We start from the raw sequence: 19,566 nt of genomic DNA, 5'->3' as shown, positions 1-19,566 counted from the left end.
TCCGTCCGAACATCGGAGAACAAGGCACCAATCGCCGTCGACCGACGCGCCCCGGCGTGGCAGCCTGCCAGCAGGGCACGGGGGCGCGGGAGGTGGGCGTGGCCGGTAGGGACCCGCTGGAGGAGGATTTCCGTGAGTTCGTCGAGGCCCGTTCCGGTGCCCTGCTGCGCACCGCGTACCTGCTCGCCGGGGACTGGGCCACAGCCGAGGACCTGCTCCAGACGGCCCTGACCAAGACGTACCTGGCCTGCCGGCGGCTCGGCGGGATCGACGCGATCGAGCCGTACGCCCGCCGGGTCATGGTCAACACCTCGACGAGCTGGTGGCGGCGACGCTGGCACGGGGAACGGCCGACGGAGGTGCTGCCCGAGCGGGCCGGGACCGACGAGATCGAGCAGCAGCTCGACCGGGATGTGCTCTGGCGGCACCTCAGGGCGCTGCCCAGCCGGCAACGGGCGGTGCTGGTGCTGCGCTTCTACGAGGACATGTCGGAGGCGCAGACCGCCGCGTTGCTGGAGATCTCCCCGGGAACGGTGAAGAGCCAGACGTCCCGGGCGCTGGCCACCCTGCGCCGCCGACTGGGCGAGCAGGCGGCCCTCGACCTGCCCGACCTGCCCGGGTCGACGCGGTCCGCCGGTCGGGATGCGCCGCGTCGCCCGTCCCGGGCCGCGGCGTCCGACGCCCCCGTCCCGGGACGGGCCGGCCCGCGCCCCGGTGCGTCCCGGACGCCGCCGCTGCGGCCCGCGCCGGCCGGGGAGCCGTCCCGCGTGCCGGCACCCGCCTCGTCCCGCGTGCCGGCCGATGCCCAACGTGCCGCCGGCGCCCCACGCCGCAGCGGCCACCCGAAGGACTCGGCGCCGGTGGCCGCCCCCACCCCGCCGGTCGCCGACGCCGTCGCGGCCGACGCCGTCGGGGCGTCGACCCGGGCCGTCGGCGCGGAGAGGCGGTGAGCGGCGTGCCCAACCCCGCTGACAACCGGACGAGGGGCCCCGGGCGTCCAATGGATGTGCCGAGAGACGAGCTGGAGCGCGCGGTCCGGGAGACCCTGTCCCGGCAGGCCGCCACGCTCCGACCCCTCGCAGTGGACCCGGCCGGGCTGGCCATCCGGCGCGCCAACCGCACCCGTCGCCGCCGCACCCTGACCGGCATCGCCCTCGCCGGGGCGGCCACCGTGCTGGTCAGTGCCGGCCTGGTGCAGTTCGGTGCGCAGCCGGGCCACCCGACCACCCCGACCGTGGTGCTCGGCGACCCGCGTGAAGCCACCGCCAGCCCGACCCCGCACCTGGTGGCGAGCCCGTCGGCCGGGGCCGCCCGACCGGTCCCCGGCCCGGGCGGCTCCGCCGTCGACCTGATCGTCGGCACGACCCTGCGCACCGCCCGGGCCGAGAGCATCCCGCTCGGGCTGGGCGCGGTCGACCGGGCCCAACGCATCCCCGACCAGGGCGGCTGGCTGGTGGTGAGCGGTCCGACCGCGGCGGGCCGGACCCTGGTCTCCGTGCGGCCGGACGGCAGCAGCCAGGCGCTCCTCGCGGGCGCGGAGGCCATCGCCGTCGCCACCACCGGCCGGCAGGTGGCCTGGCGGGACGGGGACCGGATCACCCTCGCCGGAATCGTCGGCGAGCGACTGGTCGCGGTCACCAGCACGCCGGCCCCCGGGCCGTCCGTCCCGGTCGGCTTCGTCGGCGACGCCGTCCTCGTGCGCCTCGACCCCACCCGTCCCGGGTACGCGGTGTGGCGACCGGCTGCCGGCGGGCTCTCCGCCGGGACCGGGGACGACGTCCTCGCCGTCCACGGGACGCTGCCGGACGGCCGGGCGATCGGCCTGGTCACCAGCGGTACGCCCGGTCGGCCCTGCCTGGCGCTGCTCGACCCCGCCCGGAACCTCGCCGTGACCCGTACCGCCTGCGGGCCGGTCCTCGACGCCGACGGGTTCGGCGCGGTCTCCGCCGACGGGCGCTGGCTGCTGGCCAACGGCCGCACCGGCGCGTCGAAGGCCACCGGGGCGCTCCTGATCGACCTGGCCACCCTCGACGGGACGCCGGTGGCCCGCCGAGCGGGTCCGGCGCTGGCCGGCGCGGCGGCCTGGACCCCGACCCGGACCGCCGGGTACGTCGACGGGCGCGGCTGGCTCGTGCAGGTGCGCACCGACCGGGTGCTCGCCGGGGAGCAGGCCGACGCCGCTCCCGTGGCCGGCGTCGATGCGGGCGGCCGGCCGGTGGTGGTCACCGACGTGATCCCCTGACCTCCGGCCCTGGCCGGGGCCGTGCCGGCGGCGGGTAGCGTCGGGCGATGACCCCGCACCCCGGGCCGGCAGCCCGCATCGACCTGCACACCCACTCGACGGCCAGCGACGGCACCCTCACCCCGGCCGAGCTGGTCCGGGCCGCAGCCGACGCCGGACTGGACGTGCTGGCGATCACCGACCACGACACCACCGCCGGCTGGGCGCCCGCCGTGGCGGCGCTGCCTCCCGGGCTGACCCTGATCCGCGGCGCGGAGATCTCCTGCCGCTGGTACGGGGCCGAGCCGGCGGTGGCGCTGCACCTGCTCGCGTACCTCTTCGACCCGGACCACCCGGAGCTGGTCGCGGAGCTGGCCCTGATGCGGGCCGGCCGTGAGGTGCGTGGGGAGCGGATCGTCGAACTGCTGCGCGCCGACGGCGTCGAGGTGAGCTGGCCGGAGATCCTGGCCGGGGCGGCCGGCGGGACGGTGGGCCGGCCGCACATCGCCCAGGCGTTGATCCGGGCCGGGCTGGTGACCACCACCGTCGAGGCGTTCGGGTCGGCCTGGCTGGGGGAGCGCTACCGGCTGCCCAAGGAGGACCTCGACGTGTTCCGGGCGGTCCGGCTGGTCCGGGCGGCCGGCGGCGTGCCGGTCCTCGCCCACCCGAGGGCCAGCCGGCGGGGGCCGATCGTGCCGGACGGGCTGATCGTCGAGCTGGCGGCGGCCGGCCTCGCCGGACTGGAGGCCGACCACGAGGACCACTCGCCCGCCGAGCGGGCGCACGTGCGGGCGCTCGCCGCCGAGCTGGGCCTGTTCGTCACCGGCTCGTCCGACTTCCACGGCACCCACAAGACCGTCCGGCTCGGCGCGTTCACCACGGCCGCCGAGGTGTACGAGCGGATCCTGGCCGAGGCCGGCGGGGTGACGCCTGTCGCTTCGACCTGATCCGCTTCCACCCGCGCCGCTACCGTGTCCGGGTGGATTCCAAGCTCTTCGGCGAGGTCTTCGTCACCCTGCTGGTCATCGTCGACCCGCCGGGCATGATGCCGATCTTCCTCGCGCTCACCGGGCCGCTGCCCGCCCGGGACCGGAACCGGGCGGCGTGGCAGGCCGTGGCGCTGGCGCTCGGGGTGATCGTGGTCTTCGCCGTGGCCGGGCAGACCCTGCTCGCCTACCTGCACGTGGACCTGCCGGCGCTCCAGGCGGCCGGCGGGCTGCTGCTGATCCTGGTCGCCCTGGAGCTGCTCACGGGCAAGACCGACGACCCCACCCAACAGTCCACCTCGAACATCGCCCTGGTGCCGCTGGGCACCCCGCTGCTGGCCGGGCCGGGCGCGATCGTGGCGACCATGCTCTTCGTCCAGCAGGCCGACGGGGCCACCGACTACGGTGCCATCGCGGCGGCCATCGTCGCGGTGATGCTCACGGTCTGGCTCGTGCTGCGCTTCTCCGGCGGGATCGTCAAGATCCTGCGGCCCGGCGGGATCGAGGTGCTCACCCGGATCGCCGGCCTGCTGCTCGCCGCCATCGCGGTGCAGCTCATCGCGGACGCCGTCGCTGCCTTCGTCACCCAGTACGTGAACATGGCCTGAGCCGACCGACCCGACTCGCCGACCGGGTCGGGCGGACCGTCGTACCGGGGTGGCAGGATCGGTGGGGTGCGACGAGCCTCCTCACCCGGACGATCCACCTCCGCTCGGGCCCCCCGGGCCCGCGCCGGCCAGCCCGAGCAGCTCGGCTTCGACGGCATGCCGGAGCGGCTGTTCGTCTGCACGCCCAGCAAGCTCGGCGCGTACGCGGACTGCCCCCGCCGCTACCGCTACTCGTACGTCGACCGGCCGGCGCCGCCGAAGGGTCCGCCCTGGGCGCACAACTCGCTCGGCGCGAGCGTGCACACCGCCCTGAAGAACTGGTACGCGCTGCCCGCCGACCGCCGGCGACCGGAGGCGCTGGTCGCGCTGCTGAAGGGCACCTGGGTCCGCGACGGTTACCGCGACGACGAGCAGGAGCGGGAGGCGTACCGGCGGGCGCTGGGCTGGCTGGAGTCCTACGTCGGCACCCTGGACCCGGAGGCCGAACCCGTCGGCGTCGAGCGGGTGGTGGCGGTCAAGACGGCGGTGCTGGCATTCAACGGCCGCACCGACCGGATCGACTCCCGACCCGGCCCCGACGGCCCGGAGCTGGTGATCGTGGACTACAAGACCGGCCGCGCCGGGACGGACGCCGACGACGCGCGCGGCTCCCAGGCGCTGGCCCTCTACGCGTACGCCGCCGAGCGGGTGTTCCGCCGGCCGTGCCACCGGGTGGAGCTGCACCACCTGCCCACGGGGACCATCGCGGCGCACGAGCACACCGCCGAGTCGCTGACCCGGCAGCTCACTCGCGCCGAGGAGACCGCGCGGGACATCATGGCCGCCGAGCGGGCGGTCGCCGACGGGGCCGACCCCGAAGAGGCGTTCCCCACCATGCCCGGGCCGCGCTGCGGCTGGTGCGACTACCGCCGGACCTGCCCCACCGGCTCGCAGACGCCGGGCAAGGAGCCCTGGGCGGCGATGGAGCGCACGGCCTGACCGACACCGCGCCGCCGGACGGCCTGACCGACACCGCGCCGCCGCGGTCGAGGCGGGCCAGGACCGGCGGGCATCAGGCGGCGACGCCGGCTGCCCGCGCCTTTGCGGCCTGCTGCAACGGGCCCTCCCGCCAGCGGCGCGGCAGGGCCGCCAGGGCGAGCCGCAGGGCGCGCACGCTGAGGTCGGCCGACAGTTCGGTGGTCGGCAGCCCCAGCCCGCCGTACATCCGGCGGGCCCAGGGCGGCAGCAGCGCGAACGCGGTGCCGGCGACGCCGAGGTACGCGAACCGGGCCGGCCCGAGGCTCAGCCCGACCCGGGCCGGGAGGTTGAGCTTCCACGGGATCGGCGGAGCGGTGAGGAAGACGGCCGTCTCCGCCGCCTCCCGGGTGATCCGCAGGTCCGGCCGGACGCGCCGGTAGTACTCCGCCACCTCCGCGGCGGTGCCGGGCATGTCCGCCGGGTCCAGCCCGACCAGGGCCGCCACCCGGCGCTGCTCGCTGTAGTAGCCGTCCACCTCGGCGTCGGTCAGCCGCAGCCCGGCGCGGCGGGCGGTGCTGAGGAACGACTCCACCTCGGCCACGTGCACCCAGCGCAGCAACTCCGGGTCGTCGACACGGAACTTCTCCCCGGTGGCCGGGTCGGTGGCGCGCAGCCGGGCGTGCAGCCGGCGTACCCGTGCCCCGGCGGCCTCGGCCTCGGCGGTGGTGCCGTAGATGGTGGTCGCCACGTACGTGGCGGTGCGGACCAGCCGCCCCCACGAGTCGGCGCGGTAGTCGCTGTTCTGCGCCACCCCGGCGACGGCCCGGGGATGCAGCGCCTGGAGGTAGAGCGAACGCAGGCCGGCGACGATCAGGATCGGCTCCTCGTGCACTTTCCACGTGACCGATCCCGGACCGAACAGGCCGAGGTCATCGGAGTCCACCCGACCAAGGGTGCCACGCCCCGAGCCCGGCCGGCGGGGGTGGCGTCAGTCGTCGGCGGAGCGGCGGGACTGGCAGGCTGGGCAGAGCCCCCAGAAGGTGACCTCCGCCTCGTCCACCTCGAAGCCGTACGCGTTGTTCGGGTCGAGGCACGGGGCCGCGCCGACCGCGCAGTCGATGTCGGCGATCTCGCCGCAACCCCGGCAGACCACGTGGTGGTGGTTGTCTCCGGCGCGCGCCTCGTAGCGGGCGGGGCTGCCGGCCGGCTCGATCCGGCGGGACAGCCCGGCCCGGGACAGCGCGCCGAGGACGTCGTAGACGGCCTGGGTGGATACGGAGTCGAGGCGTTCCCGCACCCGGCGGGTGATCTCGTCGACCTCCAGGTGGCCGCCGGCGGCGAGGACGTCCAGCACGGCGAGGCGCGGCCGGGTGACCCGTAGGCCCCTCGACCGGAGCAGCTTCTCACCACCGGACATGAGGTCAATGACAACACGGCCCCCACCAGGCGACAAGCGAGCTCCTCGACCGGGTGGTCAGGGCCACAGCCCGCCATCGCCCGGGCCACGGGCTGAACCGGGCAATCGACGCGCGCGTGTACCCGTTCGTCAGCACTGCCGTGGCGTCGGGTCGTCGTACGCTGGCTGCCGCGGACCGCGTCCACTGCCGGAGGTGTCGGGTGTTCAGGGAGATCAACGGGCTGCCAGGCCACGTTCTGGTGATTCACGCCGCCGTGGTGTTCGTTCCGCTGCTGGCCGTGCTGGCTGCCGCTTACGGGTTGCTGCCGAGGTGGCGCCCCCGGCTCGGCTGGGCGGTGGCCGCCCTCGCGGTGGTCACCCCGATCGTCACCTGGATGGCGACGGAGTCGGGCGAGGCGCTGGAGGATGCGCTGCGGGAGAAGGGCTACCCGCCGCAGATCCTCGACCAGGTCCACGAGCACGCGGAGTACGGCGGGACGCTGCTCTGGTTCACCGTCGGCCTCGCCGTGGCGGCCCTTCTCCTGCTGCTGGTGACCCGCAACGACGACCGGGTCTCCCGGCTGCCCTCCTGGGCGCCCCTGCTGCTGACCGTGGTGGTGGTCGTGCTCGGGGTGGCCTCGCTGGTCTACGTCTACCTGACCGGCGACACCGGTGCCCAGGCGGTGTGGGGCGGCACCCTCTGACCGTCCGTGCGGCGAGCCGGCCCGGTCAGAAGATCGCCCGGGAGCAGAGCAGGCAGACCAGGGCGACCAGCACCACCGCTGCGGCCCCGCCGACGCTCCAGGTGACCCACTGGGCGCGCTGTTCCTCCACGTCCAACCCGGCCGCGTCCTGCGGAGGCAGGTGCCGGGGCGGTGCCGCCCGCAGGTGCACCGGGGGCCGCCAGCCGGGCGGCGGGGGCGTGGTGGGCGGCGGACCGCCGTACCCGGCCGCCGGGCCGGGACTGTCGGCACCGGCCGGCCGTTCCTGGCCGGGGGCCGCGCCGCCGCTGCCGGGGATGTCCGGCGGGCGGCGCCAGTAGTCGTCCTCGGGGCGGTCACCGCTGGGCGTCGTCACGCCGTCCGACGCTACCAACCCCGAGGCCGCGTGGCCGACCGGACGCGGGCCGGAACCGGTACTCTTGCCGCTCGTGAGCATCGACCCGGGGACGCAGGCGCGCGGCGACGACGACCGCGCCGTCGAGCTGAGCGACGAATTCGTGGTGCTGCCCGAGCAGACGGCCGACGACACCGACCGGGGTTGGGGCGAGCGGTCCGGCGGCAACGACGACTGGCTGCTCGCCGAGCGCCCGCCGCACTGGGCCTGAGCCCCGCCGCCTCCCGTCCCGCTCGGCGTCAGCTGCGGACCACGATGGCGAACCGGCTGCCCTCCGGCAGCCCGACGGCGCGCTGCGCCTGCTCCGGGCGCAGCGCCAGGTAGAGCGCCGAGGAGCCGTCCGCCGCGCCGGCCCCGACCACGTCGAGCACCAGCGCGCGGGACGCCAGCAGATCGGCCTCGGCGGCCCGGCCGTCGGCCGGCACGGCGAGCAGGTCGACCCGGGCGCCGGGGCGGACCACGGCGAGCGCGGCGGGTTCGGCCAGTCGGACCGGGACGCCGACCGCCCCGTCGGGCAGCGGCAGCGCGGACGGCGGGCCGCCGATGGACGGCACCGGGCCCGGGCCGGGGGAGCCGGAGCCGCCCGGCGGTGGCGGGCAGCCGGCCGGGGTCTGTAGGACCGCCGCGGCGAGCCCGAGGAGGGCGGCGACGAGGGCGGTACGCAGCAGCGCAGACCGTCCTGGAAGCCGGGGCCGGCGCACCGGCCGCAGTGATCCCGTGCCCGCCCCGGTGATCGCCATCCGGTCCTCCCGCCTCCCCCGGGCGCCGCGGTGGCACCGGGGCACCCCGCCTCGCCCGGCACGTGGTGGCACCGGGAGCAGCAGGCTAGGCCGGGAAGAGCCGGCCCCGCCCGGATCGGGGCGGGGCCTGTGGACAACCGGGCCGCCTGTGGACAACCCCCACGCGGCGCGGCGATCTGCTAGGAAACCGGGTCAGGAGGAGCTGGAACCGCTGGCCGCCGGGGCCTTCGGCGTGCCGCCCGAGGACGACGACCCGGACGCGCCGCCTGAGGACGACGACCCGGACGAGGTCGACGAGCCCGAGGACCCGCTGGTCGAGCCGCCGGACGTGCTCGACGACGACCCGGAGTCGCCGGACGACGAGTCGGACTTGGCCGGCTTCTCGGAGCCGCTCTTGGCCGGGTCGGCCCCGGAGCGGGAGTCGGTGCGGTAGAAGCCCGAGCCCTTGAAGACGATGCCGACCGAGTTGAAGACCTTGCGCAGCCGCCCCGCACACGCCGGGCACTCGGTCAGCGGCTCGTCAGAGAAGGACTGCACCGCCTCGAGCTGGTGACCGCACGCGGTGCAGGCGTACTGGTACGTGGGCACGTTCTCCTCCGGATGATCTGGCACGGCCGGTTGGCACTCGGCTCATTCGAGTGCCAATGGTGCGTCATCGGACCCGGGTTCGTCCAGCGGAAGTGCCGGGACCGACCCGGGGCCGCCTGTCAGCGTACGCAGCCCCGTCCCGGGGCCGACCACCGCGCGGACCGGCCGGTCGTGCGGCTCGACCGGGAGGTGTTCGCGTAGCTCGCCGTCGTGCAGCAGGGCCACCGTCAGGGCCCTGTCGCCGACCCGGGCCAGCGCCCGGTCGTACGAGCCGCCCCCGCGGCCCAGCCGTCGCCCGTGCCGGTCCACCGCCAGGGCCGGCACCACCACGAGCTGGGCGGCGGCGACCGCCGACCGGCCGAGCCGGGGGCCGGTCGGCTCCCGCAGCCCCCGCCCGGCCGCGACCAGGCAGCCGGGGCCGGTGTACGCCGCCCAGTCCAGGTCGAGGTCGTCGCACAGCACCGGCAGCAGCAGTTCGGCCCCGGGCGCCAGCGCCGCGCGCAACGCCTCCGGCAGCTCCGGCCCGCCCGGCTCGGAGCCGACCGGGACGTACGCGGTCATCCGGGTCGGACGCAGCCGGCGGACCACCTCGACCAGCGCGGCCCGGACGCGCGCCGCCGCCTCGGCCCGGGCTGACGCGGGCAGCGCGCGGCGGCGGGCGAGCAGTTCAACCCGGGCACTCCGCTTCGCCGCATGGGCCACTTCCGCGTCATCAGAAAAATCAGGCACGCAACACTCCTGACGCAACGTTTCCCACCCGGTCGCACTGTGTCAGCATCGCTAGCATCAGGCGCGGACTTCCGGGGGGAAGCGTTGACGCTACGCGGGCGGTTGACGGCAGCCTTCCTCGCGGTGGTGCTCGGCCCGGTCCTGCTCGGCGCGCTTCTCGTCGGCTCGACCATGGCGGCCGTCGACCGCAGCCGCTCGGCGGAACGGCTCGGGCTGGCGGCGGCGAGCGTGCGTACCTCGGTCGACGCCCTCTGCCAGCAGTTGCGGGCGGCGGCCGACGCGGTCGCCCTCGTCGCCGACCAGGCCGGGCGGCCCGGCGCGGCCGGACAGGTGGTGAGCCGGGGCCTGGCCGCCGCCGTGCTGGTCACCGACGTGGCCGGCGGCGTCCTCTACACCACCCCCGACGCCCTGACCGGGCCCTGGCGGGACTGCTCCGCCGACGACCCGGCCGGTGGGCCGGTCCGCGCGCTCACCGCACGGGTCGGGCTGCGCGACCGGGCCGGCGTCGACCTGGGCTCGGTCGCCGCGGCCCAGCCGGTCGACCCGGGCTTCGTGGCCCGGCTGGCGGCGGTCACCGGCGTCGCGGTCACCCTCCTCGACGACGCAGCCGGCGGCGTCGCGCACACCACCGAGGACCCAGGGGTACGCGACGCGGTCCTCAGCGCCGCGCGGAAGGTCACCGGGGACCGGGTCACCGAGACCGTGGACGGCCGGTACGTCCGCCGGGTGGGCCCGTCGCCGGGGCAACCACTGCCGCTGGTGCTCTCCGTGCCCAGCGAGCAGCCCCCCGGCCTGTACGCGGCGCTGGTCGGCGCGGTGGTGCTGGCCGGGCTGCTGGCGGTGGCGGTGGCCTGGCGGCTGGCCCGGGTCACCACCCGGCCGCTGGTCGAGCTGGCCGGCGCGGTGGACCGGGTGGCCCGCGGCGACCTGGGCGCCCGGGTGCCGGTGCGCAGCCGCGACGAGATCGGCCGGCTCGCCGCCGCGTTCAACCGGATGACCCGGGAGACCGACTCCTACGTGCAGGCGCTCACCAGCAGCCGGGACCAGTTACGCGGGCATCTCGCGGTGCTCGGCGACACCCTGGCCAGCACCCACGACCTGCAACGCATCCTGCGGGTGATCCTGCACAGCGCGATCGCCGCGACCGGGGCCCGGGCCGGGGCGGTGCTGCTGGTCGACGGCGGGGTGCTGGTGGGGCGGTGCTCCGAAGGGCTGGACGGGCGCTGGCCCGCCGCCGGGGCACTGCCGGACGCCACCGACCCGGCGCGGCCCGCCGGTGCCGACCCGGCGGCGCTGCGGGTGCCGGTGGGGCGCGGGGTGGTGGGCGCGGTGGCGGCCACCGGTGAGCCGTGCCGGGGCCGCGTCGATCCGGCGGCCGAACCGACCGGGGAGCCGCGCTGCGAGACGTACGTCGCGGTGCCCTTCGCCACCCCCGGCGGTTTCGCCGAACGGGCCGGCGCGGAGCCGGCGGCGGCGCTCGGCGTGCTGGTCCTCTACGACCGGCTCGGCGGGGACGAGTTCGACGACGACGACCTGGTCACCCTGCGCACCTTCGCCGGGCACGCGGCCGTGGCGGTGGACAACGTCCGGGTGCACGAGGAGGCCCAGCGGCTGTCGCTGACCGACCCGCTCACCGGGCTGTGGAACTACCGCTACCTGCGCGAGTCGATCCGCCGGGAGGTGGAGCGGGCCAGCCGGTTCGGCCGGATGCTCAGCGTCCTCGCGCTCGACCTGGACCGCTTCAAGACGGTCAACGACACCTGGGGGCACGCCGCCGGGGACGCGGTGCTCGCCGAGTTCGCCCGCCGGCTCCGGGGCGAGATCCGCGAGGTGGACCTGGCCTTCCGCCAGGGCGGGGAGGAGTTCGTGCTGCTGCTGCCGGAGACCGACGCGCGGGGCGCGACCATCGTGGCCGAGCGGCTCGGCGCGGCCGTCCGGGACACCCCCGTCGCGTGGGACGGGCCCGGCGGGGTGACCATCGGGGTGACCGTCTCCGTCGGCATCGCCGTGTACCCGGACCACGCCACCACCGGCCAGCAGGTCCTCGACGCCGCCGACGCCGCCCTGTACGCGGCCAAGGCGGCCGGCCGGGACATCTGGCGGCTGGCCGAGGCGCGGCCCTGGCCCCCGGTGGAGGAGATCGTCGTGCCGGCCGCCGCGGTCAGCCCCTCCGACGGGCTGCCCCGGGCGGGCGCGGCGATCGACGGGCGGGAGTCCCCGTCCCGCGTCGCGGCGGCGGTCGGCCCGGTCGACCTCGACGCCGGGCGGCCGGAGGTGCCGGTGGCGCGGTCCGGGCCGGGCGGCGCGTCTTCCGGTCCTCACCCGTCGCGGCACGCCCGTGGCCGATAGTCTCGCGACATGTCGGAGCACTCAGCGAACCCCTCACCGGCCGCCGCAACCGGTCGTTCCCGCGCCGTCAAGGCCGTCATTCCCGCTGCCGGCCTGGCTACCCGGTTCCTGCCGGCGACCAAGGCGGTGCCCAAGGAACTGCTGCCGGTGGTCGACCGGCCGGTGCTCCAATACATCGTCGAGGAGGCCACCCAGGCCGGCATCGGCGACGTGCTGCTGATCACCGGGCGCGGCAAGACATCGATGGTGGACCACTTCGACCGTCGGCCGGACCTGGAGGCCCGCCTGGAGGCCAAGGGCGACACCGAGCGGCTCGCCGCCGTGCGCGGGCCCAGCGAACTGGCCGAGATCTACACCTGCCGCCAGCCCGAGCAGCTCGGCCTCGGCCACGCCGTCGGGTACGCCGAGTCGCACGTCGGGGACCAGCCCTTCGCGGTGCTGCTCGGCGACGAGTTCGTCAAGCCGTCCGAGCCGCTGCTGCCGGCGATGCTGGAGCTTCAGGCCCGTACCGGTGGCGTCGTGCTGGCCTTCTTCGAGGTCGACCCGGCTGAGACGAAGCGGTACGGCATCGCCTCCGTCGAGCCGGCCGAGGCGGAGCTGACCGACATCGGCGAGGTCGTGAAGGTCACCGGCATGGTCGAGAAGCCGAAGCCGGAGGACGCCCCGAGCAACCTCGCAGTCCTCGGCCGGTACGTGCTGCCGGGGCGGATCTTCGACGCGATCCGGCGGACGAAGCCGGGCAGCGGCGGGGAGATCCAGCTCACCGACGCGATGGAGCTGCTGCGCACCGAGGGCGTGCCGGTGCACGCGATCGTCTACCGGGGCACCCGCTACGACACCGGCATGCCGCTGGGGTACCTCCAGACCGTGGTGCAGATCGCCGCCGAGCGGGAGGACCTCGGGGCCGAGTTCCGCGCGTGGCTCGGCGAGTTCGTCAACAAGGGCGACGAGACCGTCACCGCGGCGATCCTGAACGGGACGCGCGACGGGTCGGGCGGTCCTAATACATGACCGCGACGGCCGACGCCGAGGCGGCCGCGAACGAGTTGACGCCGCTCGCCGACTACCTGGGCAGCGTGCTGCGCAGGTTACGCGCGCTGCCTCCGCTCGACCTCGACCTCACCCAGGCGTACGGCAACGTCCTCGCCGAGGACGTCGTCGCGCCGCACTCCTTCCCGGCCTTCGACCAGGCGGCCGTGGACGGGTATGCGGCCCGCTGGGAGGACCTCTCCGGCACGGGCCGGGCCGCCGGGTACCACGCCGGCCCGCCCGGGTCCCGCACCGTGCGGCTGAACGTGGTCGGCGACCTCGGCGCGGCGAGCTGGCGCCCCGTCCGGCTCACCCCGGGCGCCTGCTTCTCCGTCGCGGCCGGTGCGCCGCTGCCGATCACCGCCGATGTGGTGGTGCCGGTGGAGTGGACCGACCAGGGCATGGCCGCCGTGGAGATATTCCGCACCCCCAAGCGGGGGTACGGGGTACGCCGCGCCGGTGAGGAACTGCCCGCCGGGACGCTGCTCGCCCGCGCCGGCACGTACGTCTCCCCGGCCCTGGTCGCGGTGTTCGCCGCCACCGGCATCGGGCATGTGGTGGTCCGGCCCTGCCCCCGGGTGGTGGTCGTGGCCACCGGCGACGAACTGGTCGATGTGGGCCGGGGCAGCCAGCCCGGCCAGGTGGTGGACGCCAACTCGCACGCGCTGACCGCCGCCGCGGCCGAGGTCGGGGCGCTGGCGTACCGGGTGGGTATCTGCGACGACGACCCGGAGGGGCTGCGCGGGCTGCTGGAGGACCAGACCCTGCGCGCCGACCTGATCATCACCACCGGCGGCACCGGCACCGGACCGGGCGACATGGTGCGCCGGATCCTGTCCCGCCGGGAGGGCGGCCGGGCCGGGCCGGTCACCTTCACCGAAGTGGCCCTCTATCCCGGCACCGCCCTCGGGTTCGGTACGGTCGGCGCCGAGGAGGTGCCGGTGGTCTGTCTTCCCGGTGAGCCCGGAGCGGCGCTGATCGGCTTCGAGGTGCTGGCCCGCCCCGCCATCAACCTGCTGGCCGGGGCCGAGCCGGTGTTCCGGCCGAGCGTCCGCGCGCATCTGCTGGAGACCATCACCTCGCCCGGCGGGCTGCGCGAGTTCCGGCCCGCGCACGTCGCCGAGCGGCGCGGCGGCGGCTACACCGTCCAGCCGCTGTCGGGCGGGCCGTTCACCCTGTCCGGGCTGGCCGAGGCGAACGGGCTGATGGTGCTCGGCGAGCGGGTCACCGCCGCCGCGGCCGGCTCCACCGTGGACGTCCTCCTGCTGGACCGGCGCCGGTGAGCGCGAGGAGTGAGCTTGCGAGCCCCGCAGTCGCGAGCGGAAGGCAGACCCGGTGAGCGCGAGGAGTGAGCTTGCGAGCCCCGCAGTCGCGAGCGGAAGGCAGACCCGGTGAGCGCGAGGAGTGAGCTTGCGAGCCCCGCAGTCGCGAGCGGAAGGCAGACCCGGTGAGCGCGAGGAGTGAGCTTGCGAGCCCCGCAGTCGCGAGCGGAAGGCAGACCCGGTGAGCGCGAGGAGTGAGCTTGCGAGCCCCGCAGTCGCGAGCGGAAGGCAGACCCGGTGAGCGCGAGGAGTGAGCTTGCGAGCCCCGCAGTCGCGAGCGGAAGGCAGACCCGGTGAGCGCGAGGAGTGAGCTTGCGAGCCCCGCAGTCGCGAGCGGAAGGCAGACCCGGTGAGCGCGAGGAGTGAGCTTGCGAGCCCCGCAGTCGCGAGCGGAAGGCAGACCCGGTGAGCGCGAGGAGTGAGCTTGCGAGCCCCGCAGTCGCGAGCGGAAGGCAGACTCGGTGAGCCTGTTGCGGGCCGGACGGTCGCCGGGCTGGCCGGTGGTGCTCGTGGACGGTCCGGTGCTGCTGCGGCCGTACCGACGCTCGGACGCGGCGGCCTGGTCGGAGGTGCGCCGCGCCAACCGGGCCTGGCTGACCCCCTGGGAGTCCGCGCTGCCCGGGAGCTGGGACGAGATGAACTCGCCGGCCGCGTTCCGCTGGGTGCACCGGGACCAGCGCCGTTCGGCGCGTACCGGCGAGGGGATGCCGTTCGCGGTCTGCCTGCGTGAGCAGGAGCGGGAGCGGCTGGTCGGGCACCTCAACATCGGCAGCATGGTCCGGCGGGCGTTCTGCTCCGCGTACGCCGGATACTGGGTGGACTCGCGGGTCGCCGGGCAGGGGGTCATCCCCACCGCGCTGGCGCTCGCGGTGGACCACGCCTTCGGCCCGGGTGGGCTGCACCGGATCGAGGTGAACATCCGGCCGGAGAACAAGCCGTCCCGCCGGGTGGTGGAGAAGCTGGGCTTCCGTGAGGAGTCGTACCACGTGCGTTACATGCACATCGACGGAGCCTGGCGTGACCACATCGGATATGCCATGACCAGCGAAGAAGTGGCCGCCGAGGGCGGCCTGTTGGCCCGCTGGCACCGGCTGCGCGCGACCGCCGGGTGAAGCGGCCCACCTGTGCCTGATCGGCGCGGCGCACAATCAAGACGGTCGGCGGCCCGTAACCTCAAGTAACTGCAAGCTGTGGCAAGCGTTGCCCGCCCGCATGATCGACCGCCAGGAAGGCGATTTGTCGAAGATCCTGCGGCCGTGCGGCGGTTGTCCCGAACTCGGTGACGGGAGGGATGAGGGTGCCGACCTCGGTGCTCCTCGCCGTCCTCGCCGCCGCCGGTCTGCTCGCCCTCGCGCCGGCCCTGGTTCGTCGGTACGACGCCACCGAGCGGCTGGTGGCGGAGCGGGCGCAGTCGACGGCGCGGGTGCTCCAGCGCCGCAGGCGGGGCCGCACTGTTCCCGGCCGCCGGCCGGTCAACCCCTCCCGGGCGCTCGTTGTCACCCTGAGTGAGGATGCGAACACGGGCAGTCTGTCCGCCCCGGTCTCCGCACCGCCCGCCGCAGGCCGCCGACGGCGTCGGTTGAGCGCCGTCCCGCCGGCGGCAAAGTCCCGTCGACGGGCCGTGCCCCGGCGCCGCCAGCACACCCCGGCGATCTACCGTCGCCGTCGGGTGCTGGCCGCTCTGCTGCTACTCAACTTCGTCGAGCTGATCGGCGTGGTCGTGGTCGGCCCCGGGTTCTGGATCAGCTTCTCGGTCACCGCGACGCTGCTGGTGATGTACGTCGTACACCTGCGCAAGCTGGCGCTGGTCGAGCGCCGCCGGCGGCGGGCCCAGGCCCGGGAGGCGGCGTGGCTCGCCGCCCGCCATGCCGAGGTGCGCCGCGAGCAGGCCCGCCGCGCGGCGGCCCGCCGGGAGGCGCAGCGCCGACTGGCGGCCCAGCGCGAGGCGGTACGCCGCAGGGCGATGGGCCTGGACCGCCCGGCCGACCTGCCGCCCGCGGCCAGCGGCGGCTCGGTGTCGTACCGGCGTACGGGCGGCCTGCGGGGCCGCCCGTACCAGTCGGGCCGCACCTCCCACTCGGCCTGACCCCCGCTCGGGTGTTCTGGGGCGATCTTGGAAGATTTCGGCCCTCCCGGGGGCCTTCTTCTTCCAAGATCGGGATGTCTGGTGGGGCGGATTCGCTCGGCGGACGGGTGTGCTGTTAGTCTTGCTGCCGGCCCGCCCGGTGAAAGCCGGGTGGGACCGAAGCCGGTTCGCCGGTGGAGGGGCTGTGGCGCAGTCTGGTAGCGCACCTCGTTCGCATCGAGGGGGTCTGGGGTTCGAATCCCCACAGCTCCACCCAGTTCAAAGGCCGTTTCCGCTAGTCGGATACGGCCTTTTTCGATCTTGTACAGCATTGAGGTCCAGCAGCTAGGTTCGCCGCCCCATCGGCAGGCCGCTGTACTTGAAGCGCTGCCGATGAAGGCAGACCGTCGGGATCATCAACCTCCCGTTCCGGAGCGATGACCTCGCCACGGTCGCGTACAGCGTGTTCCCCGAGAACCGTGGGCAGGGTGTCGCCCCGAGGGCGGTGCGGCTGCTGGCGCGCTGGGCCCTGTCCGACCTTCGACTGAAGCAGTTGATCCTTGAGGCGAGCGAGGGGAATGCGGCATCGATCAGGGTGGCCGAGAGGTGTCACTTCCGGTATGTCGGTACTTGCAGCGGGACGGTTGAGGGTGACCGTCAGGAACGCACGGTCGTCTTCGCGCTTGAAGGACTCGGGTCCGCCGGTCAATGACTACCTTGGCGCCGGCCCAGTTCGTACGGGTTCTTCACGGACGGTCCGACTCCGCGGGTGCCCTGCGTCGGCTCGTCGACCTGGTGCCGGCGTTGCACGCTCTGACCGACCGGCGTGCGGCGTTGGTGGAGATGGTGTCGGTGTGCGGCGTGGCGACGGGCTCCCTGCTCAACGTCAGCCGTCCGGCTCATGCACGGCTCGCTGCGGAGCGCTGTGCCGAGGCGGCGGGTTTGCTCGACGACGTGGTGGCTAGGGGTGGCGGCAGCCAACCGGGCGCTGATTTGACGCGACGGTGTTGCAGCGGCCACCCCAGTGACACGGGCGGGTGGCCCGTTACCGAGGCGGCCAGGTCAAGAGGCCGAACACGCGCGCACATGTTCGTCCACCAGTGACTTGCGGCAGTGACGCTGTGCGGGTCGCCGGCAGTCGATGAGCTTGCGTCAGTGACACCTTCGCCCTTGACGGTCGTCCGGCGTCGGCGCCGACCTGCGCTCTACGGGCTGGAACCAGATTGATCGATGCCTTGCGTGACCCCAGCATGCTGCCGTATGTTCCCGGTTACGACGAAGTTTCGCTACGGGTTTTACGAAGGGGTACGCAAGGAGCCGCCCATGTCCAGGTCGTTGGTGCTCCGCCAGAATGCGGTTGCTTGGCCAGCGGCCGCCGACGCACACGGAACACGTGCACGCACGGTGAGTCACCTCAGTGACCGCCACTCCCTAATGCCCGGGGGCGCGAAGAAGTCACTCCTCGGCGATACCGCGCCCCGCCCGACACCAACTCCGGCCAGTACGAGCCGGGCTGGTTGCCGATCTCGCCGGGCGCCCTACTCGTTCGCGCCGACATCGGTGTCGGCAACCAGCCGAACGCAGATAGCCAGAAGTCCTGGCGGGGTCTTCTTGGCGATCGAACCTTGTCGGACTGCATCGACTGAAATGAATCACCGCGTTCGTCTGTGGATACGCGGCCGCACGTAGCCCCTGAGTCAGCGAGATGGCGATCCGCTACGTCGCCACGGTTCCGGGCCCAACGCGGCCCACCTCATCCGCCAAGCAGGGGTGGCTTGTTGCGCCGCCCCTGAACGGCCAAACGACGCCGACATGAGCCCCACCAGTTCAGCGGCGTCGTTGTCAGCGCGGCACCGCGTTCGTACCTTGTGGGCGATCACATCCCGCCCGCGAGCCCGACGGTTTCCCACCTCACGAAAGGGCACAACCGAATGCGAAATCTAAAACGGCTCTTCTCCATCGCGTCAGCGCTTACGGTGATCGCGGCGGTAACCGCAGCGATGACCGTAGCAACCGCCCCCGCTCAGGCTGCGCCGGTCGGCATCACCAACGGGACCCAGTTCACCGACACGTCCGGGAACCTGCTGCATGCCCATGGGGGCGGGGTGCTCAAGGTCGGCAGCTACTACTACTGGTTCGGCGAGAACCGCAACGCCAACAACACGTTCCGGGCGGTCTCCGTCTACCGGTCGACGAACCTGCGTGACTGGGAGTTCCGCAACAACGTGTTGACCCAGTCGTCGGCCGCCGAACTGCAGGTGGCCAACATCGAACGGCCGAAGGTCATCTACAACGCCAGCACCGGCCGGTACGTGATGTGGATGCACAAGGAGAACAGCTCGGACTACGGCGAAGCTCGGGCCGCGGTTGCCTCGTCGGCCACCGTGGACGGTACCTACACCTACCACGGCAGCTTCCGACCGATGGGCAACATGTCCCGGGACATCACGCTCTACAACGACAACGGCACCGCATACATGATCTCGGCCGGCGACGAGAACCGCGATCTGTACATCTACCGGCTGACTGCGGACTACCTCAACCCGGCTAGCCTGGTCGGCAACTTCTGGAACGACGCCGGACGCGAGGCACCCGCCTTGTTCAAGCGCGGCAGTACCTACTTCATGCTCACATCGGGCTTGACCGGCTGGAGCCCCAACCAGGCCCAGTACGCCACCGCTTCGAGCATCTCCGGCCCTTGGACCGCCATGAGGAACGTCGGTGACTCGACCACGTTCCGGTCCCAGTCGGCGTTCGTGCTGCCGATCCAGGGCACCAATACGACCAGCTACCTCTACATGGGCGACCGCTGGGCCGGCGCCTGGGGCGGACCGGTCGGCGACTCTCAGTACGTCTGGCTGCCGATCACCTTCCCGAACGCCACCAGTATGAGTCTGAACTGGGCGCCGTCGATCACCATCGACACTGCCACCGGGACCATCACCGCCAACTCACCGCCGTACTACCGTCTCACGGCGCGGCACAGCGGCAAGGTGCTGGACGTCGCGGACAGTTCCATCGCCGACGAAGGCGAAGTCAAGCAGTGGTCCTGGAATGGCGGCGGAAACCAGAAGTGGGAGTTCAAGGACGCTGGTGGAGGCTACTTCCGAATTGTCAACCAGAACTCGGGCAAGTGCCTCGACGTCGCTTACGCCTCCACCGCCGACGACGCCAACGTCGTCCAGTACACGTGCGGCAGCGGCACCAACCAGCAGTGGCAGTGGACCGCCACCGGCAGCTACTTCCAACTACGGGCCCGGCACAGCGGCAAATGCCTCGACGTAGCCGGCGGCTGGACCAACGACGGTGCCGACATCACGCAATTCACCTGCGGCTCGGGCACCAACCAGCAATGGACCCGCACCCAGTCGTGACGGTTGGAACCCGTCCGGTGAGTGGTTGACCGGCGGCGGCGTGGCGCGTTGAGCATGGCGGCCGGTGGCGTTGTATGGAGGCCGAC

20 protein-coding genes, 1 tRNA gene and 1 pseudogene are annotated in these 19,566 nt (G+C 74.0%); 16 read left to right on the top strand and 6 right to left on the bottom strand.

The features are described 5' to 3' along the window. Positions 1-98 precede the first annotated feature (98 nt). The 5 genes from OG559_RS08320 (at position 99) to OG559_RS08300 (ending at position 4,793) form a co-directional block, all read left to right on the top strand. Positions 99-950, top strand: a complete 852-nt coding sequence (locus tag OG559_RS08320; RefSeq protein ID WP_405114005.1) for a SigE family RNA polymerase sigma factor — start codon at positions 99-101, stop codon at positions 948-950. 50 nt (positions 951-1,000) lie between these two features. Further along, positions 1,001-2,242 (top strand): hypothetical protein, encoded by a 1,242-nt coding sequence (locus OG559_RS08315; protein ID WP_405114003.1) that lies wholly within the window; start codon positions 1,001-1,003, stop codon positions 2,240-2,242. Between the two features lie 47 nt (positions 2,243-2,289). After that, on the top strand, positions 2,290-3,168 hold the full coding sequence (locus tag OG559_RS08310; protein ID WP_405114001.1) for a PHP domain-containing protein: 879 nt from the start codon (positions 2,290-2,292) through the stop codon (positions 3,166-3,168). 32 nt (positions 3,169-3,200) lie between these two features. Beyond that, positions 3,201-3,815 (top strand): MarC family protein, encoded by a 615-nt coding sequence (locus tag OG559_RS08305; protein WP_405113999.1) that lies wholly within the window; start codon positions 3,201-3,203, stop codon positions 3,813-3,815. 66 nt (positions 3,816-3,881) lie between these two features. Further along, positions 3,882-4,793 carry a RecB family exonuclease gene (locus OG559_RS08300; protein ID WP_405113997.1) on the top strand — a complete coding sequence of 304 codons (912 nt, stop codon included), beginning with the start codon at positions 3,882-3,884 and terminating at the stop codon, positions 4,791-4,793. Between the two features lie 73 nt (positions 4,794-4,866). On the opposite strand, the gene OG559_RS08295 is transcribed toward OG559_RS08300, so the two are convergent. Together OG559_RS08295 and OG559_RS08290 are read right to left on the bottom strand one after the other, a co-directional pair. Continuing rightward, positions 4,867-5,715 carry an oxygenase MpaB family protein gene (locus OG559_RS08295; protein ID WP_405113995.1) on the bottom strand — a complete coding sequence of 283 codons (849 nt, stop codon included), beginning with the start codon at positions 5,713-5,715 and terminating at the stop codon, positions 4,867-4,869. Between the two features lie 45 nt (positions 5,716-5,760). Next, positions 5,761-6,189 (bottom strand): Fur family transcriptional regulator, encoded by a 429-nt coding sequence (locus OG559_RS08290; RefSeq protein ID WP_405113993.1) that lies wholly within the window; start codon positions 6,187-6,189, stop codon positions 5,761-5,763. 200 nt (positions 6,190-6,389) lie between these two features. Between OG559_RS08290 and OG559_RS08285 the strand changes: the two genes are divergently transcribed. Next, positions 6,390-6,872, top strand: coding sequence for a DUF2231 domain-containing protein (locus OG559_RS08285; protein WP_405113991.1), 483 nt, complete (start codon positions 6,390-6,392; stop codon positions 6,870-6,872). Positions 6,873-6,897: 25 nt separating this feature from the next. Here the strand turns inward: OG559_RS08285 and OG559_RS08280 are convergent, their stop codons facing one another. Next, on the bottom strand, positions 6,898-7,245 hold the full coding sequence (locus tag OG559_RS08280; RefSeq protein ID WP_405113989.1) for a hypothetical protein: 348 nt from the start codon (positions 7,243-7,245) through the stop codon (positions 6,898-6,900). Positions 7,246-7,309: 64 nt separating this feature from the next. Between OG559_RS08280 and OG559_RS08275 the strand changes: the two genes are divergently transcribed. Next, positions 7,310-7,495, top strand: a complete 186-nt coding sequence (locus OG559_RS08275; RefSeq protein ID WP_396669232.1) for a hypothetical protein — start codon at positions 7,310-7,312, stop codon at positions 7,493-7,495. Between the two features lie 28 nt (positions 7,496-7,523). On the opposite strand, the gene OG559_RS08270 is transcribed toward OG559_RS08275, so the two are convergent. The 3 genes from OG559_RS08270 to OG559_RS08260 form a co-directional block, all read right to left on the bottom strand. Then, positions 7,524-8,024, bottom strand: a complete 501-nt coding sequence (locus OG559_RS08270; protein WP_405113987.1) for a flagellar biosynthesis protein FlgA — start codon at positions 8,022-8,024, stop codon at positions 7,524-7,526. 192 nt (positions 8,025-8,216) lie between these two features. Further along, positions 8,217-8,636 carry an FmdB family zinc ribbon protein gene (locus tag OG559_RS08265; protein WP_405113985.1) on the bottom strand — a complete coding sequence of 140 codons (420 nt, stop codon included), beginning with the start codon at positions 8,634-8,636 and terminating at the stop codon, positions 8,217-8,219. An 18-nt stretch (positions 8,637-8,654) separates the two neighbouring features. Continuing rightward, on the bottom strand, positions 8,655-9,341 hold the full coding sequence (locus OG559_RS08260) for a 5-formyltetrahydrofolate cyclo-ligase (protein ID WP_405113983.1): 687 nt from the start codon (positions 9,339-9,341) through the stop codon (positions 8,655-8,657). 84 nt (positions 9,342-9,425) lie between these two features. Between OG559_RS08260 and OG559_RS08255 the strand changes: the two genes are divergently transcribed. From OG559_RS08255 to OG559_RS08215, 9 genes and pseudogenes are all read left to right on the top strand, one after another. Further along, positions 9,426-11,690, top strand: a complete 2,265-nt coding sequence (locus OG559_RS08255) for a diguanylate cyclase (RefSeq protein WP_405113981.1) — start codon at positions 9,426-9,428, stop codon at positions 11,688-11,690. Positions 11,691-11,699: 9 nt separating this feature from the next. After that, a complete protein-coding gene (locus OG559_RS08250; RefSeq protein WP_405113979.1) occupies positions 11,700-12,701 on the top strand; it encodes a UTP--glucose-1-phosphate uridylyltransferase in 1,002 nt (333 codons plus the stop codon). After that, entirely contained in the window at positions 12,698-14,002 is a 1,305-nt protein-coding gene (gene glp, locus OG559_RS08245) for a gephyrin-like molybdotransferase Glp (RefSeq protein WP_405113977.1), read from the top strand. Before OG559_RS08250 ends, glp begins: the two co-directional genes overlap by 4 nt. Positions 14,003-14,502: 500 nt before the next feature. Beyond that, positions 14,503-15,153, top strand: a complete 651-nt coding sequence (locus OG559_RS08240; protein WP_396669239.1) for a GNAT family N-acetyltransferase — start codon at positions 14,503-14,505, stop codon at positions 15,151-15,153. Positions 15,154-15,332: 179 nt separating this feature from the next. After that, a complete protein-coding gene (locus OG559_RS08235) occupies positions 15,333-16,127 on the top strand; it encodes a hypothetical protein (protein WP_405113975.1) in 795 nt (264 codons plus the stop codon). A gap of 178 nt (positions 16,128-16,305) precedes the next feature. Further along, positions 16,306-16,379 (top strand) — tRNA-Ala (locus tag OG559_RS08230). A gap of 139 nt (positions 16,380-16,518) precedes the next feature. After that, positions 16,519-16,818: a GNAT family N-acetyltransferase gene (locus OG559_RS08225; RefSeq protein WP_405116487.1), complete on the top strand. Its 300-nt coding sequence runs from the start codon at positions 16,519-16,521 to the stop codon at positions 16,816-16,818. Between the two features lie 14 nt (positions 16,819-16,832). Next, positions 16,833-17,100, top strand: a pseudogene (locus tag OG559_RS08220) (XRE family transcriptional regulator); the annotation flags it as partial. 874 nt (positions 17,101-17,974) lie between these two features. Next, complete coding sequence (locus OG559_RS08215) at positions 17,975-19,480, top strand: RICIN domain-containing protein (RefSeq protein WP_405113973.1); 1,506 nt, start codon at positions 17,975-17,977, stop codon at positions 19,478-19,480. Positions 19,481-19,566 lie beyond the last annotated feature (86 nt).

The sequence above is a fragment of the Micromonospora sp. NBC_01405 genome, assembly GCF_045040155.1.
Taxonomy (GTDB): domain Bacteria; phylum Actinomycetota; class Actinomycetes; order Mycobacteriales; family Micromonosporaceae; genus Micromonospora.
This window is presented reverse-complemented; position numbering and strand designations above follow the sequence as displayed.

Bases quoted from the DNA above. Each gene is read 5' to 3' on its own strand.
- OG559_RS08315 (WP_405114003.1), top strand. From the start codon at position 1,001: ATGGATGTGCCGAGAGACGAGCTGGAGCGCGCGGTCCGGGAGACCCTG.
- OG559_RS08310 (WP_405114001.1), top strand. From the start codon at position 2,290: ATGACCCCGCACCCCGGGCCGGCAGCCCGCATCGACCTGCACACCCAC.
- OG559_RS08290 (WP_405113993.1), bottom strand. From the start codon at position 6,189: ATGTCCGGTGGTGAGAAGCTGCTCCGGTCGAGGGGCCTACGGGTCACC.
- OG559_RS08270 (WP_405113987.1), bottom strand. From the start codon at position 8,024: ATGGCGATCACCGGGGCGGGCACGGGATCACTGCGGCCGGTGCGCCGG.
- OG559_RS08250 (WP_405113979.1), top strand. From the start codon at position 11,700: ATGTCGGAGCACTCAGCGAACCCCTCACCGGCCGCCGCAACCGGTCGT.
- glp (WP_405113977.1), top strand. From the start codon at position 12,698: ATGACCGCGACGGCCGACGCCGAGGCGGCCGCGAACGAGTTGACGCCG.
- OG559_RS08235 (WP_405113975.1), top strand. From the start codon at position 15,333: ATGAGGGTGCCGACCTCGGTGCTCCTCGCCGTCCTCGCCGCCGCCGGT.